This window comes from Arenimonas sp. (assembly GCF_044353605.1).
Taxonomy (GTDB): domain Bacteria; phylum Pseudomonadota; class Gammaproteobacteria; order Xanthomonadales; family Xanthomonadaceae; genus Arenimonas.
This window is the reverse complement of sequence record NZ_JBILBO010000010.1, coordinates 25638-43266: the sequence shown is the minus strand read 5'-3', so window position 1 is coordinate 43266 and position 17629 is coordinate 25638. Positions and strand designations below refer to the sequence as shown.

Sequence of the window (17629 nt, the reverse complement as noted above, 5' to 3'; positions counted from 1 at the left end):
ATGAAACCATTCTTTAGCTGCGTCCTGCTCTTCGCCTATGCCACCAGCGGCCATGCCGCTACCGACTATACCGGCGACAGCATCGAGGGCGTGAAAGTCATCCGTAAACTGGACCTTGCCGATATCGACGCCGGAAAAATTCACCGCTTCTATCTACAGGGCGCCAGCAATGGTGTGGGCCAGCATTGGCTGGTTCCGGTGCTTGTTGCAAAAGGCAGCAAGCCGGGCAAGCGGCTCGGGCTGCAAGCCGGCGTGCACGGCGATGAACTCAACGGAACCCGCCTGATCCACCGCGTATTCGAAAATCTTGATCCAAAGACACTCAGTGGCAGCGTTATCGCCATTATCGGTGCCAACAGCACGGGGCTGCTCGCCAACAGCCGTTATTACCAGCTGCAGCATGACAGCGGCGGTGGCGTCGACTTCAACCGCATCTGGCCCGGCAAAGCCGAAGGCAATGCTGCCGAACAACAGGTGCATCGGATTTTCAACGGCATCTGGGTGGGCAACGCCGACTCCGTCATCGATCTGCATACCCAGAGCACCGGCACCGCCTACCCGCTCTACATCTATGCCGATTACCGTGTTGCCGGTGTCAAGGCACTGGCGGAACTGTTTCCGGCGGACATCATCAAAATTGATCCGGGTGAACCCGGCGCCGCCGAACAGGCTTTCAATGATGCCGGCATGGCTTCTATTACGCTTGAAATCGGTGCCGCAAAACTTTACCAGCCTGAATTGATTGACCGTGCGCTGGTCGGCGTTGAAAACGTCCTTAAGGCTTACGGCATGCTGCCGGGCAAACCCGGCCGCGATGCCAAGGCGCAGCGCAGCTTCATCGGCAACCAGACCCAGAGCATCCGTGCCGAACGCGGCGGCTTCGCGGAAGTGCTGGTGGCCTTGAATCAGGATGTCAAAGCCGGACAGCTGCTGGCTGTCCAGCGCAATGGCTTCGGCGATATCACCGCGCGCTACACCGCGCCCTTCGATGCCCGCGTGGCATCCATCGGCACCGATCCGCTGCGCGAGCCCGGCAGCCTGCTGGTCCGCCTGATCCGCGTCAATACGGACGCCGCCTGCAGCGACGGCTGCTGAATCCAAGGACAAGCGCGCATATGGCAAACATTCTGATTACATGGGAAATCGGCGAAGGCTCCGGGCATATAGCGCCCTATTTAAATCTCATTAAAGAGCTTGAAGCACGCGGGCATGAGATCACTTTCGCCTGCAAATACGTGTCCCGTGCATTCCGTCTATTCGAAGGCACCAACGTCCGGTATCTGCAGAGTCCGTATGTGTCGTCACCGGCCTCCGAGCAGGTCACGCCGATCGACAGTTTCGCCAAAATCCTCAACAACTCCGGCTACAGCAATGTCCCGCAGCTGGCCGGCATGATCCGCGCCTGGAAGAACCTGTTTGAACTGGTCAAGCCCGATTTGATCATCGCCGATTACAGCCCGACAGCGGTATTGGCGTCACGCGAGTCCGGTATACCCCGCCTGCAGATCGGCACCGGTTTCTACCAGATGCCGACCCAGGGCCGCGTACCCAGCCTGGCCGAGCTGCAGGGCATCCCGCAGGACGATCCAAGCGTTTTCGGATTCCAGAACAAAATCCTCACCCACATCAACAGTGCGCTCGAACTCAACGGCATGCAACGGATTGAATTCTTCAACCAATCGCAGATTGCCGAACGCAAATTATTCACGACGTTCAAGGAACTCGACCACTACCCCGACCGCGAACCGGCCGAATACATCGGACCGATGCGCATCGTGCAGGGTGCTGCGCCGGAATGGCCGGACGGTGACGGCCCGAAAGCCTTTGCCTACCTGAAGCCGTTTCCGACCCTGCCGCAGCTGCTGATGCAGCTGAACCAAAAGAAAATCCGCACACTCATCTATCCGGATGGTATTCCGGAAAAAATGATGAAGGAAAGTACCTCGGCGACCCTGCGCTTCGTCGACAAGCCGCTGGATATGCGTTTGATCGGGGAAAGTGCCGATTTCGCCATCCACAACGGCAACCACGGCACCACCTGCGAACTGATGTTAGCCGGCGTGCCTTCACTGGTGCTTCCGCTGCATGCGGAACAATCCATCATGGGCCGTCATCTGCAGTTGATGTCGGCTGGCCTGAGTTATGTCGAGAAAACCGCCGACCAGTTTCACCAAGGACTGAGTGCCTTGACGCGTGATCCGAAGTACCGCGAGGCGGCTCAGGCGTTTGCTGAAAAATACCGGGACTTCGACCGCGATCAGGCAACCCGTACTGCGCTTGCCGCCGTGGAAGAACTCTTGGCCGGTTAGCCGTCGAGTTCGGCCCAACGGGCGTAGGCGGCATCGAGTTCGGCCTGCGCACTTTCCAGATCGCGGGTATGCGCGGTGATGCGGTCAGCGGGCTGCGTGTAAAAATCTGTCTGCTGCATGCGCTCGGTCAAGGTTCCGACCCGGTTTTCCATCTGCTCGATTTTCTGCGGAAGCAATTCCAGCTCGCGCGCATCCTTGTAACTGAGCTTCTTTTTCGCCGGTTCCGGCGCAGCAACTGTTTTCGCGTTGGCGACCGGCTTCTGGGTTGTCGCAGGCCTGGATGCAGGCCGTCGGCTCTGGCGCTGGGCATCGCTGTAGCCGCCTACGTATTCGTCGATGCGGCCATCCCCGGAAAACATCAGGCAGGAGGTGGCGACGGCATCGATGAAATCACGGTCGTGACTGACCAACAACAGCGTGCCGGTGTAATCATCCAGAAGCTCCTCGAGCAATTCGAGAGTTTCCACATCCAGATCATTGGTCGGCTCGTCCATCACCAGCACGTTCGAAGGCTGGGCGAACAGCTTGGCCAGCAGCAAGCGGTTGCGTTCGCCACCGGATAAGCGCGTGATAGGCGCACGCGAGCGCTCGGGACTGAACAGGAAATCCTGCAGATAGCCCAACACGTGCTTGCGCGAGCCGTTGATGTCGATGAACTCGCGACCCTCGGACACATTGTCGAGCGCGTTCCAGTCTTCGCGCAGGGTATTGCGGTATTGATCGAAATACGCGACCTGCAGGCGTGTGCCCTGCTCCACGCTGCCTTGATCGGGCATCAGTTGGCCGAGCAGCAGTTTGATCAGGGTGGATTTGCCGGCACCGTTCGGGCCGATCAGGGCAATACGGTCGCCGCGCAGGACGCGCGTGCTGAAATCGCGTACCAACGGCCTGCCGTCATAGCCGAACGAGACGTCTTTGACATCGAAAACCCGTTTCCCGGAATTCTCTGCCTGTGCCGCCTGCATCTTGACATTACCGGTGGCTTCGCGCCGTTGCGCGCGCTCGCGGCGCATGGCTTCCAGCCTGCGTACACGGCCTTCATCACGGGTACGACGGGCCTTGATGCCCTGTCGGATCCACACCTCTTCCTGGGCCAGCAGTTTGTCAAAACGGGCACTGTTCTGCGCTTCGTCGTTCTGACGCTCGGCCAGCCGTCGCTGGTAATTGCCCCAATCGCCCGGCCAGGAAGTGACCGCACCGCGGTCGATTTCGACAATGCGTGTGGCCAGATTCTTCAAAAAACGCCGATCATGGGTGATGAACAGCAGGCAACCTTCCCACTGCAACAGGGTTTTTTCCAACCAATCGATGGCTTCGATGTCGAGATGGTTGGTCGGCTCGTCCAATAGCAGGATATCCGGCTGTGCGACCAAAGCGCGGGCCAATAAGACGCGCCGCTTCATGCCACCCGAAAGGGAGGCGAAATCCAGCTCGGGATCCAAGGCCATGCGCTCCAGAGCGGTACTGACCTGTTGCTCCAGATTCCAGCCGCCGGCGGCCTCGATGCGCCCCTGCACTTCGGCCAGCGCGTCACCATCGAATTCGGCGGCATGGCTCAGATGATGATACAAGGCCAGATCATCGCCCAAGGCGCCCAGACCGGTGGCGACCACATCGAAAATACTGCCGTGCAGACCGTCCGGCACTTCCTGCTCGAGCCGGGCGATTTTGAGACCTTCTTCGCGCACGATGCCGCCGTCATCGGCCTGCAGCTCGCCGGCGATGAGTTTGAGCAGGGTCGATTTGCCCGCGCCATTGCGACCAATCAGGGCAATGCGCTCGCCCTTGTCCAGGCTCAGACAGACCTTTTCCAGCAGTAAGGGGCCGCCAATGCTGAAATCGAGGTTATTGAGACTGAGCAAAGGCATGGCCGGACACCGTGAGAAGACCGGCTATTGTAGGGGTTGCGTGCGGTGATAGCCAGCATCGGCGATAATGACGGCATGTCCGAGATCCTGCTCGCCACCCTGAACGCCCGTTACAGCCATGCCTCGCTCGGGCTGCGTTACCTGCGGGCGAATCTCGGCGCCCTGCGCGAACGCTCGGCCATCCGCGAATTCGTCATCGGCCAGAAAACCGAAGAGATCGCCGAAGCGCTGTTGGACGAAAAACCGACGATTCTGGGCCTGGGCGTGTATATCTGGAACTGCGAAGAAAGCCTCAAACTGGTGCTGATGCTGAAAGCCGTGCGCCCGGACCTGATCATCGTGCTCGGCGGTCCGGAAGTCAGTTATGAATGCGCTGAGCAGGCCATTTGTACCGCCGCCGATTACACCATCACCGGCTGGGGCGATATCAGCTTCGCCCAGTTGTGTGCTCAGATTCTGGCCGGTCAGGCGCCGGAAGCCAAAATCATTCCCGGCATCCAAGCCAAACTCGATGACATCGCATCGCCCTACGCCGAATACACCGAGGAAGACATCCGCCAGCGCCACCTGTATGTCGAAGCCTCGCGTGGCTGTCCGTTCAAATGCGAATTCTGCCTGTCGGCACTCGATAAAACCGCCTGGCCGTTCGCCCTGGAAAACTTTTTGGCCGATCTGGAAATGCTCTGGCAGAAAGGGGCGCGTCAGTTCAAATTCGTCGACCGCACCTTCAATCTCAAAATCGAAACGTCGTTGCGAATCATGGATTTCTTCCTCGGCAAGATCGCTGAAAATCCGGAGGATCCGCCGTTTGCGCATTTCGAACTGATTCCCGACCACCTTCCCGAAAAGCTGAAGGAAGCCATCCAGCGCTTTCCGGCCGGAACCCTGCAGTTCGAAATCGGCATCCAGACCTTCAATGTCGAGGTTCAGGCACGCATTTCACGCAACCAGAAAAACGAATTGGCCCGCGACAATATCCTCTGGTTGGCGCAGAACAGCGGCGCACATCTGCACGTTGACCTGATTGCCGGCCTGCCCGGGGAAACCGTGCAGAGCTTCGGCGAGGGCTTCAACAAACTGGTGGCGCTCAAACCCCATGAAATCCAGTTCGGCATCCTCAAACGTCTGCGCGGCGCGCCGATTGCCCGCCATACCGCGGATTTCGCCCTGCGTTTCAATCCCGCGCCGCCCTACAACATCCTGTCCACCGATTGCATCGATTTCGGCGAGATGCAGAAGCTCTCGCGGTTTTCGCGTTACTGGGACATTCTGGCCAATTCCGGCCGATACTCCCGGACCCTGCCGGTGATTCTCGGCGACTCCGCTTTCGACGGCTTTTTCCGGTTGAGCGAATGGCTGTATGCGAAAACCCGTCAGACCCACGCCATCGCCCACGAGCGCATGGTGCACCTGCTGTACGACTACCTGCTGGAATGCGGCCATGCAGAAGACGATGCGGCGGCCGTTTTGATCGCCGATTACCGCGGTACCGGCGGCCGCAGCCGCCTGCGTTTCGAGTCGGCCGATGCCGAGTTGCCATTGCCGAAACCGGCGAAAGCGAAAAAGCATACCCCCGACCGTCAAGCCCGGCACCTGCAGGCATGAAAAAAGCCGGGCAAGCCCGGCTTTTTTCTTCACAACGCACTTGATCAGAAGCGCTTGCCGACCATGATCGAATAGACCATCGGGTCAACGCTGGCTTCACCGACATTGGTGCCATTCACCGAAACATCGGCGCTGATGTCGATGTAGCGGGCATCAACCACTACGTCCCAATCTTTAGAAGCCGCGAAGCGCAGGCCAAGCTGACCGGCAAAACCGAAGCTGTTGCCGATGGAGAGGTCGGTGCCGGAGATCGGGCCGCCGGTCTTGGAATCTTCACTGAAGGTCCAGGTGTAGTTCAGGCCGGCACCGATGAACGGGGAAACCGTGCCATCGGTGTTGAAGTAGTATTGCAGGCTGACGGTCGGCGGCAGGTGCTTGAACGAGCCGGCTTCGGCGCCATTCAGGGACACATCATGGCTGAACGGAGTGGCGGCCAGCACTTCGATGGCGACGTTCGGGTTGATGTGATAGCCGAAGGTCAGGCCGAGCTGGGTGTTGCTGCCGATGCTGGTATCCAGCGCACCGCCGGCCAGCGTGCCGTTGTCGGAGTCCGGATTGACATTGGTCAGACCGCCACGCACGAACCAGTCGGCGGCAGTGGCGGATTGGGCGGCAAGACCGGCCAACAGCAGAACAGCAAGTGTGGATTTTTTCATGACAAACTCCTTGGGTGGATTGGATGGGTTCATTATCACGTGTTAAGAAATCGTGATATTGACTCAAATCAAATCACTGCCACCCGGAATCCAGAAGATCCGAATAAATTATAATTTTCAGTTATTTATCGAAACTTCAATAGCCACAAACAGGATGGTGTTCATGAGATCCTGCGTTGGCACAGAAAACTCACCACTTCATCGATGGCTAAATCCGCCACCTTCAGGGTGCCGGCGTGGGCCTGAAACACATGCCATAAGTTTGGATAGCGTTGCAGGCAGACGTCCACTCCGGCGGCCCTTGCACGCTCGGCAAAACGCAGACTGTCGTTGCGCAGAATCTCGTCTTCACCGACCTGCAGCAACAGTGCTGGCAGGCCGTGCAGATCAGCGAACTGTGGCGACAGGCCGGGATCGTCATGGCTCAAACCGGGAGGACCATACAGCGAACGGGCCTGCTCCAGCCAGGCCCGTTGCAGCAGCGGATCACCGGCGGCCGGCTGGTGCAGATGCGCGCAGCTAAAGTCGGTCAGCGGAGAGAAACACACCAGCGCAGCGGGCTGCGGCCGCCCCAGGTCACGCAGGCAAAGACTGGTGATCAGGCACAGATTGCCGCCGGCCGAATCACCGCCAAAAACTATCTGCCCGGGCGCATAACCCAGCGCGAGCAAGGCTTCAAACGCGGCCACGGCATCGTCCCGCGCTGCCGGGTACGGGTGTTCCGGGGCAAGGCGGTAATCCAGCGCACACACATCCATCTGCCCACGCTTGGCCAGATGTGCACATAGCACCCGGTGGGTATTCGCCCCGCCGATGATGTATGCGCCGCCATGCAGATAGAGCATCACCATGCCGCGGCCATCCGGCGGTTTATGCCATTCGCAAGACCGCCCGCCCAGAGTGCCGGCTTTGCGGGTAATCCCCTGCGGCGACCTGCCGATGGTGGTCAGTACACGCAGTACCGCACGCTGTCCGGCAATGGGCATGGGCGGCCGCACCATGCCGCGGAAAAACACCCGCAGCAAGGCGCGCAGCACCCGGCGCAGCAGCGCCTGCTCGAGGTGTGGTGCCGTGAATTCAACGGATGCAGTCATAGTCGGCGAGCGCCGGCGCCTGGGTCTGCAAGCGGTAGGTAATCGTGTAACCGGGCCAGTTGTTGGTACTTTTGCCAGAGGCCGTCTTGTACCAGCTGTTACAGCCCTGTTCCCAGATGGTGCGGTGCGAACGCAGCTGAATGCGTTGATTGAAACGCTGTTGCACCGGTGCTTTCACATCCATGTAGCGTGCGTTTTGCGCGCGTAGCAGGCTCAGGCAGCCGAGTACATAGCGAAACTGGCTTTCCAGCATGTAAATGATCGAGTTGTGCCCCAGATTGGTATTGGGACCATACAGAATGAACAGATTCGGGAAACCGTTGACGCTGATGCCCTTGTATGCCTCCGCGCCATCCTGCCAGGCCTGGTTCAGCTCCAGTCCCCCGAGTCCGCGAATCCGCATCGGAGCGAGAAAATCCGTAGCGGCAAAGCCGGTCCCGTAAATCAGGACATCACAGGGATGCTCACGACCATCTGCTGTGATGATGGCATCGGCACTGACGCGGCTGATGGCGCTGCTGATCACGCTCACATTGGGCTGGTCCAGGGCCGGATAAAAGTCGTTGCTGATCAGAATGCGCTTGCAGCCCATCGGGTAATCGGGTTGCAGTTGCGCACGCAGGTGCGGATCCCGAATGTACTGATTCAAATGCCTTTCAAAGCTGAAACGATGCACCTTCATCAGCCATGGCATGCTGATGAATGCCAAACCGCGCACTTCGTGATACAGGTATTCGAAGCCGCGGTCGATAACCTGCAGCCAGGGCATGCGCCGCATCAACGCCAACTCCCACGTCCGGTAGTGACGGTCCGGTTTGGCCAGCACATAGGCCGGCGAGCGCTGGAACAGTTGCAACTGCGCGACCTTGGGCTGAATCTGCGGTACAAACTGGATGGCTGAAGCACCCGTGCCGATTACCGCCACCCGCTTTCCGGAAAGATCGATTTCGTGACGCCAACGTGCCGAGTGGAAAGCCTGCCCCTGAAACCGGTCAATACCCGGCAGCGCGGGATAAGCCGGCTGGTTGAGTTGGCCGCAGGCACTGATCAACACCGGCGCAGCCAACTGCTCACCGGTGCCGAGGGTCACCCGCCAAAGGCCGGCAGCTTCGTCAAAGGCCGCGCTGATGACTTCGCTACGCAATCGAACATGCTTGGTCAAACCGTACTTGTCCACGCAATGCTGCATGTATGCGTGGATCTCCGCTTGCGGAGCGAATTTACGGCTCCAGTCGGTTTTCGGCTCGAAGGAATAGGAATACAGGTGCGAGGGCACGTCACAGGCCGCCCCCGGATAACTGTTGTCACGCCAGGTGCCGCCGATGGCGTCGGCCTTCTCCAGCAGCATGAAATCGCTGACGCCGCTTTTCTGCAATTGAATCGCCATTCCCAGTCCACCGAACCCCGTGCCGATAATCAGCACCTGGCATGACTGAGAAGCCTGTGGAATGTCGGGCATCGTTATGATCTCAATTGAACCAGTGCCGGCATGCTATGAATGCGAAATGATTGGAGGTAATGTGCGCTTTTACGGCTTTTTGACGACTTCCCCGCCCTTCATGACGAAATCGACCCGTTCAAGCAGGGTCACATCCTGCGCTGGATTACCCTTTACCGCAACGATGTCGGCGTAACGCCCGGCTTCGATGACACCGATGTCTTTCCGGCCCAGTGCTTCCGCGGCATTGGCCGTGGCAGTCTGGATTGCCTGCGCCGGCGTCATGCCGTATTGCACCATCCAACGGAACTGCTTGCCGTTGTCGCCATGCGGATGCACACCCGAATCGGTGCCATACACCATTTTGACTCCGGCCTTGTGCGCCTTGCGGAAGCCCTCACGCTGGATATCGGCAACCTCGCGGTCCTTGCGGAGATTGTCTTCAAGCACGCCGTTCTTCTTTCCTTCGGATTGCGTGTACTCGGTGTTGTAGATGTCCATCGACAACCATGTACCGTACTTCTTTGCGAGTGCGATGCCCTCATCGTCGATCAGACTGGCATGCTCGATGGTATCGATACCGGCACGGATGGCATCCTTGATGCCGGAGGCGCCATGTGCATGGGCAGCCACTTTCAGTCCATACATATGGGCATCGTCGGCAACGGCTTTCATGTCCTCAAAACTCATCTGCTGCTGACCGGGCTCGGTATTGCGTGAGAACACGCCACCGGTGGCGCAGATCTTGATGACCTGGGCGCCATACTTGCGGATTTCACGGACTGATTTACGTGCCTCGTCCTTTGAATCGGCATTGTAGGCGTTTTTCTGGCCCATTGAGGGCGGGAAGAAGGTCGAGTCGCAATGGCCGCCGGTCGCGCCGAAAGCATAGCCGGCCGGTACGATGCGGGGGCCGGTCACTTTGCCCTGATCGATGGCCTGCATCAGACCGACATCGTTCCAGGCATCGGCACCGACATTGCGGATGGTGGTAAAACCGGCCTGCAGGGTTTTGCTGGCATTGGCAACGGCAATCATGGACCAGAAGCGATCGCCGAACTGCAACGAATTGTAGCCGCCGTAGGTCGGATCGGAATCGATATGGGTATGCATGTCGATCAGTCCCGGCACCAAGGTCATTCCCTTGAGGTCGATCACACGCACGCCAGCCGGCTGCAGGCCACCGGACTGCACCGACACGATGCGATCACCGCGTACCACTACCACCGGATTGGACAGCATCACACCGGTCCGGCTATCGAACAGGCGGTCGGCGAGTATCACGGTATCCTGCGGCACGTTCTGCGCAAGAGCTGCGGACGGCGTGGACAATACCGCCAGAACGGCGGCGACAGCAACTTTGGTTTTCATCGGAATCCTTGGTGGAAGTGACAACTGCAGTAGCTACCGATTATGGCAGTTTGGGCCTTGGGGCTCAATCGGCGAGATGGACGCGGTTCCGGCCGGATTGCTTCGCGACATAGAGGGCGGCGTCGGCACGGGCCACCCATTGCATGCAGCTTTCACCGGTCTGGGCGCCGGCAACACCGGCGGAGACGGTGACCCTGCAGTGCTTCCCGGTCAGCACTGATTCGGCCTGACTGCGTATCTTTTCGGCCAAATGCTGAGCCTCCTCCGGGCTGAGGCCTTTGGCGAGCATCAGGAATTCCTCGCCGCCATAACGGAAAAAGCGGTCGATCTGCCGGGTATGGCCGCGCACCATATCGGCAAAGCCGGCCAGCACATCATCACCGGCTTCATGCCCGTACTGGTCATTGACGTTCTTGAAATCATCGAGGTCCATCAGGATGATCGCCATCGGCGTCCGGCTGCGAGTGTACTCTTCGATGGCCAGATGCATTTCCTCCTCCATGCGCCGTCGATTCAGTGCGCCGGTCAGTGGATCGATGCTGGCCTGCAGCTTCAGAATCAGCTGCTGCTGGGAAAGCCGCTCGGCAATGATGTAGCTGAACAGCGTGAGCAGGCCGCTGGTGGCCAGAAATGACAGCTGTTGCGCGGTACTGTCGAAACCATGGCCCAGGAAGGCGATGGCCAGTAGCATGAGGATGTTGGCGCCGGTCGCATAGCGCAGATTGGTGGTGATGAAACAGTTGACCACGATCGCCAGGTACATCCAGAACGCACCCGTGACGCCGAGCATTTCCGAGCTGGCGATGGCGCCTCCGACATTCAACAGCACCATGAAGCGGCCTGCGCGTTCGGTATTGCGGGTCGAACGCCAGGCATACAGTAGGGTGCCGACCATCGCCAGGGTGATGGTCGCATCGAGCAGTCCGACTTTGATATTGCCATTCAGGAAGCGGTACACCGAGAAGGCTGCGATGAAGACGGAAGACACGCCGCCGACCAGCATCAAGATACTGAGTTGCAGATCGGCCAACAGTTTTTTCCACATTCGGACGTCTCCCGGAACGGCGGATGAGGCTTATTTTTTCTTGATCATGCCCACAATGAACAACAGCACCACGGCGCCGACGACGGCAACTATGCCAACAGAGCTATCTAAGCAAAATAAAGGGGGCGATGCAAGCACTCAGGCCCGAAGGGCAAGACTGATGAAGCCGTCAGCCAGTACCAGTGTATGCACCTCAAACCTATAGTCGGTGCCGTCAATGCTCAATGCGCTGTTGAGCTGCATCGGATCGGTCATGCGGTAATGTCTGAAATAGGCCGGCTGCGGTGCCGGACAGGCTTTGTAAACCGCTTCATTCACCGTCCAGAACCGTTGCAGGGCCTGCGCCTGCGACGATTCCGGCAATTGTCGCCACCACTCCAGGGTGTCATCGGCGAGAATCCGTTCCGCCATCATGAACGGCGGCGTGCGCTGCAGCTGCAGATCGATTCCGATCCCGTTGCCTTCGGCAAGCCCCACAGCCACGGCATAGCCATGGCTGTGACTGAGCGAACAAAAAGCGCTCGGCCAGACGACGCCCGCGGTATCGTCGTTTCTGCCGAGCGTCGTCAGCACGGCTTTCAATGCAGCCCGGCCAATCAGATATTCGGCACGGCGCTTTTCCGAAGACATGCCGGCATACTGGTTTTCTTCGGCGCTACTGAGCTCCGGTGCCGGACAGGACAAATCGCGCACTTCTAGCAAAATCGGCGCGGTACAGACCGCGCCGAGAGCAAGCTGCAGCGAAGGTCCATTCAGATCAATCGACATAGACCGTTTTGATGTTCATGAACTCATGGATGCCGTGCTCGGCCAATTCACGGCCGAATCCGGAGGTTTTGGTGCCGCCAAACGGCAAACGCACATCGGATCGCACTAACGCGTTGACGAAAACCGCGCCCGCCTGAATCCGGCGAGCAACGGACTCGCCATGTGCCTTGTCGCGCGTCCAGACACTGGCACCGAGCCCGAAGGCAGTGTCATTGGCGATGCGGATGGCATCGTCCTCATCGTCTGCGCGGATAATGCTGGCCACAGGTCCGAACAACTCTTCGGAATAGGCCGCCATGCCGGGCTTAACGGCATCAAGTAGGGTAGCGGGATACTCACAAGGGCCCGCCCCCTTCTTGCCACCGACCAGCAGTTTTGCACCGGCAGCAATGCTGGCATCGACCTGACGCTGAAGTTCCTCTCGCGCATCCGGCCGCACCATCGGTGCCAGCGTGGTGGCATCATCGTTGGGATCGCCGGATCTCAGTGCCGCCGCAGCCGCGCTGAAGCGCGCCACGAACTCCTCGGCAATGCCAGGCGTCAGAATGAACCGCTTGGCGGCGATGCAGGTCTGTCCACCGTTGCCGAAACGCGAGGCAATCGCCACCGGAATCGCTTTATCAAGGTCCGCATCATCCAGAACCACGAACGGATCACTTCCACCCAGTTCCATGACGCACTTCTTCAGATTGGCACCGGCATTACCGGCCACCGATTTGCCGGCGCGTTCGCTGCCGGTCAGTGTAATGGCATGCACGCGCGGATCGGCGATGACCGAGGCTGCACGCTGGTTATCGATATGCAGGACGTCGAATACGCCCTCCGGAATTCCGGCCAGCCGCAGGATTTCGGCAATGGCATCGGCACAACGTGGCACGTTGGTGGCATGCTTGAGCAGGGCCACATTGCCGGCCATCAGGCCGGGTGCCAGAAACCGGAACACCTGCCAGATCGGGAAATTCCAAGGCATCACCGCGAAAACACAGCCAATCGGCTCATAGGCGACGAAGCTCCGGGAAGCCTCGGTCGCGATGTGCTTGTCCTGCATGTAGGTTTCGGCCTGACCGGCATAGAATTCGCAGGCACCAGCCGACTTCTCAATCTCAGCCAAGGCTTCGCGGCGCAGCTTGCCCATTTCCGCAGTCATGATGCCGGCGATACGCTCCCGGTGCTCGCGCAATAGACCTGCAGCACGCCGGATCAGATCTGCGCGTTCGGCAAACGACAGTGCCGACCAGACCGGATAGGCCCTTGCACCAGCTGCAAGGCGTTGCTCAACCTGATCGTCGCTGAAGTACTCATAACGGTACTCGACGGCACCGGTCCACGGATTGATGGTTTCTACGGTCATGGAACCTTACTCAGTTCTGCTGCAGGGCCAGCTGCATGTCACGCTGGCGGCGTTTCTCGCTACGACGCATGGACCACCAGGCAATCAGCGCGGCGACGGACACGGCCAGAATCATCAGGGAGGCCAGCGCATTGATTTTCGGACTGACACCCATACGCACCGAGGAGAAAATTTTCATCGGCAATGTGGTCGAAGACGGGCCCGACGTGAAACTGGAAATCACCAGATCATCGAGCGACAGCGTGAAAGCCATCAGCCAGCCCGACAACAGTGCCGGCGCGATGATCGGAAGCGTGATCACGAAGAACACCTTCAGCCGGTTGGCGCCCAGATCCATCGCCGCCTCTTCCAAAGAGCGATCGAGCTCACCGAGGCGGGAGGATATGATCACGGTCACGAACGCCATGGTGAAGGTGACATGGGCGACCCACATGGTGGCTACGCTGCGCTGCTGGAAGATGCCAAACCAATCCCCGAGGGAAACGAACAGGAGCAGCATCGACAGACCGGTAATGACTTCCGGCATCACCAGCGGTGCGGTAATCAGCGCGCTGAACAGGGTTTTGCCGCGGAAACTGCGGAAGCGCGTCATCACCATGGCGGCCATGGTACCCAATACCACAGCCGCACAGGCGGTGAAGAACGCCAGCTTCAGGCTGATCTTTGCGGCATCGATCATCTGCTGATCGCGGAACAGCTCGAAATACCACTTGGTGGAGAATCCGGCCCAGACGGTGACCAGCTTGGACTCGTTGAACGAATAGACAATCAGGCTGAGCATCGGCAGATACAGAAACAGGAAGCCGATGGCCAGCATGACCATGCTGAATCGTGACAGGCGTGCGTGCTGGCTCATGCGAGTTTCGCCTCCATTTCCTTGGCTTGCGCTCGGTGGAAGATCATGATCGGAATGATCAGAAGCAGCAGCATGACGATCGAGACCGCCGAGGCCACCGGCCAATCGCGGTTATTGAAGAACTCCTGCCAGAGAATTCGGCCGATCATCAAGGTGTCCGGTCCGCCCAGCATTTCGGGAATCACGAATTCGCCGACCACCGGGATCATGACCAGCATGGATCCGGCGATGATGCCGGCCTTGGACAGCGGCAAGGTCACTTTCAGGAACGCCTTCCACGGACGGGCGCCGAGATCACTGGCGGCCTCCAGCAGACGCAGATCCAGCTTGACCAGATTGGCGTAAAGCGGCAAGACCATGAACGGCAGATAGGCATAGACGATGCCGATGTAAACCGCAATCGGCGTGTGCATGATGGCCAGGGGCTCGTTGATCACACCGGTCCACATCAGGAAATTATTGAGCAGGCCGTTGTTCTTCAGGATGCCGATCCAGGCATAGATGCGGATCAGGAACGAAGTCCATGATGGCAGAACCACCAGCATCAGCGCGATGTTGCGGGTGGCCGGATCCATGCGGGCGATGGCATAGGCCATCGGATAGCCAATCAACAGACACAGGAAGGTGGAGATCACCGCGATTTTGATTGAGCTCAGATACGCGCTCACATACAGCGAATCCTTGATTAGATACAGGTAGTTCTTGAGATGCACATCGAGCGCGGGGTGGCCGTCAATCCAGACCAGCAACGGGGTATAGGGCGGCATGGCGATGGCCGCCTGGGAGAACGAGATCTTGAAGGCGATGGCCAGCGGAATCGCGAAGAACAGCAGCATCCAGATATACGGCACCGCAATCACCAGCCATTGCGATCCGGGCAGACGCTTCTTCAGGCTGTGGAGCGCCCGGCTCATGAGGTCAGCACGACGCCGGAGTTGTCATTCCAGCTCAGCCAGACCACATCGTTCCAAGTGAAGTTTTCCGAAGCCCAGCGTTTCATGTTGACGAAATTACACAGCACCTTGGCACCGCTCGGCAGGCGCACGTGGTACACGGAATGCGAACCGAAGTAGGCGATTTCCTCGATGACGCCGCGCACTTTGTTGTATTTCTGCGCCGGTTCGTCTTTATCGATGTGCACCTTCTCGGGGCGGATGGCGAAGGACACGCTCATGCCGTCATAACCGGTAATGCCGTGTCCGACATAAATCGGCGCATCCATCTGGGGCGAGATGATGGTGACATGATCGGTTTCATCCTCGCCGATACGGCCTTCAAACAGATTGACCGAACCGATGAATTCGGCGGTGAAGCGCGAATTCGGCTGTTCATAGATTTCATCGGGGGTACCGACCTGGCGGATGCGGCCGGCATCCATGACCGCGACGCGGTGGGCCATGGTCATCGCTTCTTCCTGGTCATGGGTCACCATGATGCAGGTCACGTTCAGTCGTTCGACGATATTGACCAGCTCGATCTGCATCTGCGAACGCAGTTTCTTGTCCAAGGCCGCCATCGGCTCGTCGAGCAGCAGCAGTTTCGGACTGGTGGCGACGGCGCGTGCCAGCGCGACACGCTGCTGCTGGCCGCCGGAAAGCTGGTGCGGTTTGCGTTTGGCGAATTTGCTCATCTGCACCAAGGCCAGCATCTCTTCGACACGGCGGGCGACTTCGTCTTTTGGCATTTTTTTCTGGTTCGGACCGAACGCGACATTCTGCTCGACCGTCATGTGCGGAAACAGCGCATAGGACTGGAACATCATATTCACCGCCTGGTCGTAGGGCGGAATATTGTTCATCGACTGTCCGTCGAGGATGATCTCGCCGGCGGTCGGCTTCTCGAAACCGGCCAACATGCGCAACAGGGTCGACTTGCCGCAGCCCGAAGCGCCCAGCAAAGCGAAGATCTCGCCCTTGCGGATGCTGAGACTGACATCATCGACGGCAACGAAGCCATCGAACTCCTTGCGGATGCCTTCGATGCGGACGTAGTTGTCGGCCTTGGCCTTTTCAGGCTTGCCGTTGCCGGCAGGCGCGGTCTGAGTGGCTTGATTCATGGTGTTTCCATTCCCGTAAAAAGAAGGGCAAGCCGATCGGCTTGCCCTGGTTACTTCTTATTATTGACCGGTTTTCAGTCCGGTCCACAAGCGGTTGAACAGACGGTCGACGTCGGCCGGCAGTACGGCCAGACTGAACAGGCCCTTGCTGGCTTCAGGTGTCGGATACACGCCGGCATTGGCCTTCAGCTCCGGGTCAATCTTCTCGAAAGCTGCTTTGTTGGCGCTGGCGTAAGACACATAGTTCGAAATTTCAGCCGCCACTTCCGGACGCAGGAGGTAGTTGATGAAGATATGGGCGTTGTTGGGATGCTTGGCATCTTTCGGAATCGCCATCATATCGAACCACATCGGTGCGCCTTCCTTCGGAATCACATAGGCGATTTCAACGCCGTTCTTGGCTTCCGCGGCACGGTCCTGGGCCTGGAGGATATCGCCGGACCAGCCGACCGCGACGCAGGCGTCACCGTTGGCCAGGGCATTGATGTATTCCGAGGAATGGAACTGGGTAATCGACGGACGCAGCTGCTTCAGACGTTCTTCGGCCTTGGCGATCACCACCGGATCGAAGCTGTTGGGCTCTTCACCGAGGTATTTCAGCACCGGCGGAATGATTTCGGACGGGGTGTCAAGGAAATACACGCCGCATTCCTTCAGCTTCGCCAGATTTTCCGGTTCGAACACCATGGCCCAGCTGTCAGTCGGTGCGGCATCGCCGAACACTTCCTTGATCTTGGCGACGTTGTAGCCGATGCCGGTAGTGCCCCACAGGTAATTGACCGAGTGCGCGTTGTCCGGATCAAGCTTGGCGATGTTGGCCTGGATGGCGGGATCCATGTTGGCCAGATTCGGAATCTTGGACTTGTCCAGCGGCATGAACACGCCAGCCTGGATCTGCCGGGCCAGGAAGGTCAGCGACGGCACCACCACATCGTAGCCGGTGTTGCCGGTCACCAGTTTGGTCTCCAGCACTTCGTTGCTGTCGAACACGTCGTAGGTCACCTTGATGCCGGTTTCCTTTTCGAAGTTGGCGAGGGTTTCCGGCGCGATGTAATCGGACCAGTTGTAGACGTTCAGGACTTTCTCTTCTTCAGCCGCAGCGACCGGAGCGGCGTCGCCGTCCTTCTTGCCGCAGGAAGCAAGAATCAGTGCGGTAACCGCAATGCCCAACAGTTTCAATTTCATGATTCAACTCTCTCTATTGAAGTTTAA

16 protein-coding genes are annotated in these 17629 nt (G+C 58.7%); 3 read left to right on the top strand and 13 right to left on the bottom strand.

Annotated features, from left to right (window positions below; genetic code table 11):
* Positions 1-1095 (top strand): succinylglutamate desuccinylase/aspartoacylase family protein, encoded by a 1095-nt coding sequence (locus ACIQ1A_RS07300; protein WP_395770403.1) that lies wholly within the window; start codon positions 1-3, stop codon positions 1093-1095.
* A gap of 20 nt (positions 1096-1115) precedes the next feature.
* Positions 1116-2309, top strand: a complete 1194-nt coding sequence (locus ACIQ1A_RS07295; RefSeq protein WP_395770402.1) for a glycosyltransferase — start codon at positions 1116-1118, stop codon at positions 2307-2309.
* On the opposite strand, the gene ACIQ1A_RS07290 is transcribed toward ACIQ1A_RS07295, so the two are convergent.
* Positions 2306-4177, bottom strand: a complete 1872-nt coding sequence (locus tag ACIQ1A_RS07290; protein WP_395770401.1) for an ATP-binding cassette domain-containing protein — start codon at positions 4175-4177, stop codon at positions 2306-2308. The genes ACIQ1A_RS07295 and ACIQ1A_RS07290 overlap by 4 nt on opposite strands.
* Before the next feature lie 75 nt (positions 4178-4252).
* Here ACIQ1A_RS07290 and ACIQ1A_RS07285 point away from each other — a divergent pair, with 75 nt between their 5' ends.
* Positions 4253-5782: a DUF4080 domain-containing protein gene (locus ACIQ1A_RS07285; protein WP_395770400.1), complete on the top strand. Its 1530-nt coding sequence runs from the start codon at positions 4253-4255 to the stop codon at positions 5780-5782.
* Positions 5783-5826: 44 nt separating this feature from the next.
* Here ACIQ1A_RS07285 and ACIQ1A_RS07280 read toward each other — a convergent pair whose 3' ends face one another.
* The 12 genes from ACIQ1A_RS07280 to ACIQ1A_RS07225 form a co-directional block, all read right to left on the bottom strand.
* Entirely contained in the window at positions 5827-6438 is a 612-nt protein-coding gene (locus ACIQ1A_RS07280; RefSeq protein WP_395770399.1) for an OmpW family protein, read from the bottom strand.
* A 161-nt stretch (positions 6439-6599) separates the two neighbouring features.
* Positions 6600-7532: an alpha/beta hydrolase gene (locus ACIQ1A_RS07275; RefSeq protein ID WP_395770398.1), complete on the bottom strand. Its 933-nt coding sequence runs from the start codon at positions 7530-7532 to the stop codon at positions 6600-6602.
* Positions 7516-8991, bottom strand: a complete 1476-nt coding sequence (locus ACIQ1A_RS07270) for a flavin-containing monooxygenase (protein WP_395770397.1) — start codon at positions 8989-8991, stop codon at positions 7516-7518. The genes ACIQ1A_RS07275 and ACIQ1A_RS07270 overlap by 17 nt, the downstream gene beginning before the upstream one ends.
* A 69-nt stretch (positions 8992-9060) precedes the next feature.
* The gene (locus tag ACIQ1A_RS07265) at positions 9061-10341 is read right to left on the bottom strand and encodes an amidohydrolase family protein (protein ID WP_395770396.1); all 1281 of its coding nucleotides are present in this window, start codon (positions 10339-10341) and stop codon (positions 9061-9063) included.
* A 64-nt stretch (positions 10342-10405) separates the two neighbouring features.
* Positions 10406-11386 carry a GGDEF domain-containing protein gene (locus tag ACIQ1A_RS07260; protein ID WP_395770395.1) on the bottom strand — a complete coding sequence of 327 codons (981 nt, stop codon included), beginning with the start codon at positions 11384-11386 and terminating at the stop codon, positions 10406-10408.
* 30 nt (positions 11387-11416) lie between these two features.
* Positions 11417-11524: a GlsB/YeaQ/YmgE family stress response membrane protein gene (locus ACIQ1A_RS07255; protein ID WP_395770394.1), complete on the bottom strand. Its 108-nt coding sequence runs from the start codon at positions 11522-11524 to the stop codon at positions 11417-11419.
* On the bottom strand, positions 11525-12154 hold the full coding sequence (locus tag ACIQ1A_RS07250; RefSeq protein ID WP_395770393.1) for a 4'-phosphopantetheinyl transferase family protein: 630 nt from the start codon (positions 12152-12154) through the stop codon (positions 11525-11527).
* Positions 12144-13505: an NAD-dependent succinate-semialdehyde dehydrogenase gene (locus ACIQ1A_RS07245; protein ID WP_395770392.1), complete on the bottom strand. Its 1362-nt coding sequence runs from the start codon at positions 13503-13505 to the stop codon at positions 12144-12146. The genes ACIQ1A_RS07250 and ACIQ1A_RS07245 overlap by 11 nt, the downstream gene beginning before the upstream one ends.
* A 10-nt stretch (positions 13506-13515) precedes the next feature.
* Positions 13516-14361 carry an ABC transporter permease subunit gene (locus ACIQ1A_RS07240; RefSeq protein ID WP_395770391.1) on the bottom strand — a complete coding sequence of 282 codons (846 nt, stop codon included), beginning with the start codon at positions 14359-14361 and terminating at the stop codon, positions 13516-13518.
* Positions 14358-15275 carry an ABC transporter permease subunit gene (locus ACIQ1A_RS07235; protein ID WP_395770390.1) on the bottom strand — a complete coding sequence of 306 codons (918 nt, stop codon included), beginning with the start codon at positions 15273-15275 and terminating at the stop codon, positions 14358-14360. The genes ACIQ1A_RS07240 and ACIQ1A_RS07235 overlap by 4 nt, the downstream gene beginning before the upstream one ends.
* Entirely contained in the window at positions 15272-16417 is a 1146-nt protein-coding gene (locus ACIQ1A_RS07230; RefSeq protein ID WP_395770389.1) for an ABC transporter ATP-binding protein, read from the bottom strand. The genes ACIQ1A_RS07235 and ACIQ1A_RS07230 overlap by 4 nt, the downstream gene beginning before the upstream one ends.
* Before the next feature lie 60 nt (positions 16418-16477).
* Positions 16478-17602, bottom strand: a complete 1125-nt coding sequence (locus tag ACIQ1A_RS07225; RefSeq protein WP_395770388.1) for a polyamine ABC transporter substrate-binding protein — start codon at positions 17600-17602, stop codon at positions 16478-16480.
* Between the last annotated feature and the right edge of the window lie 27 nt (positions 17603-17629).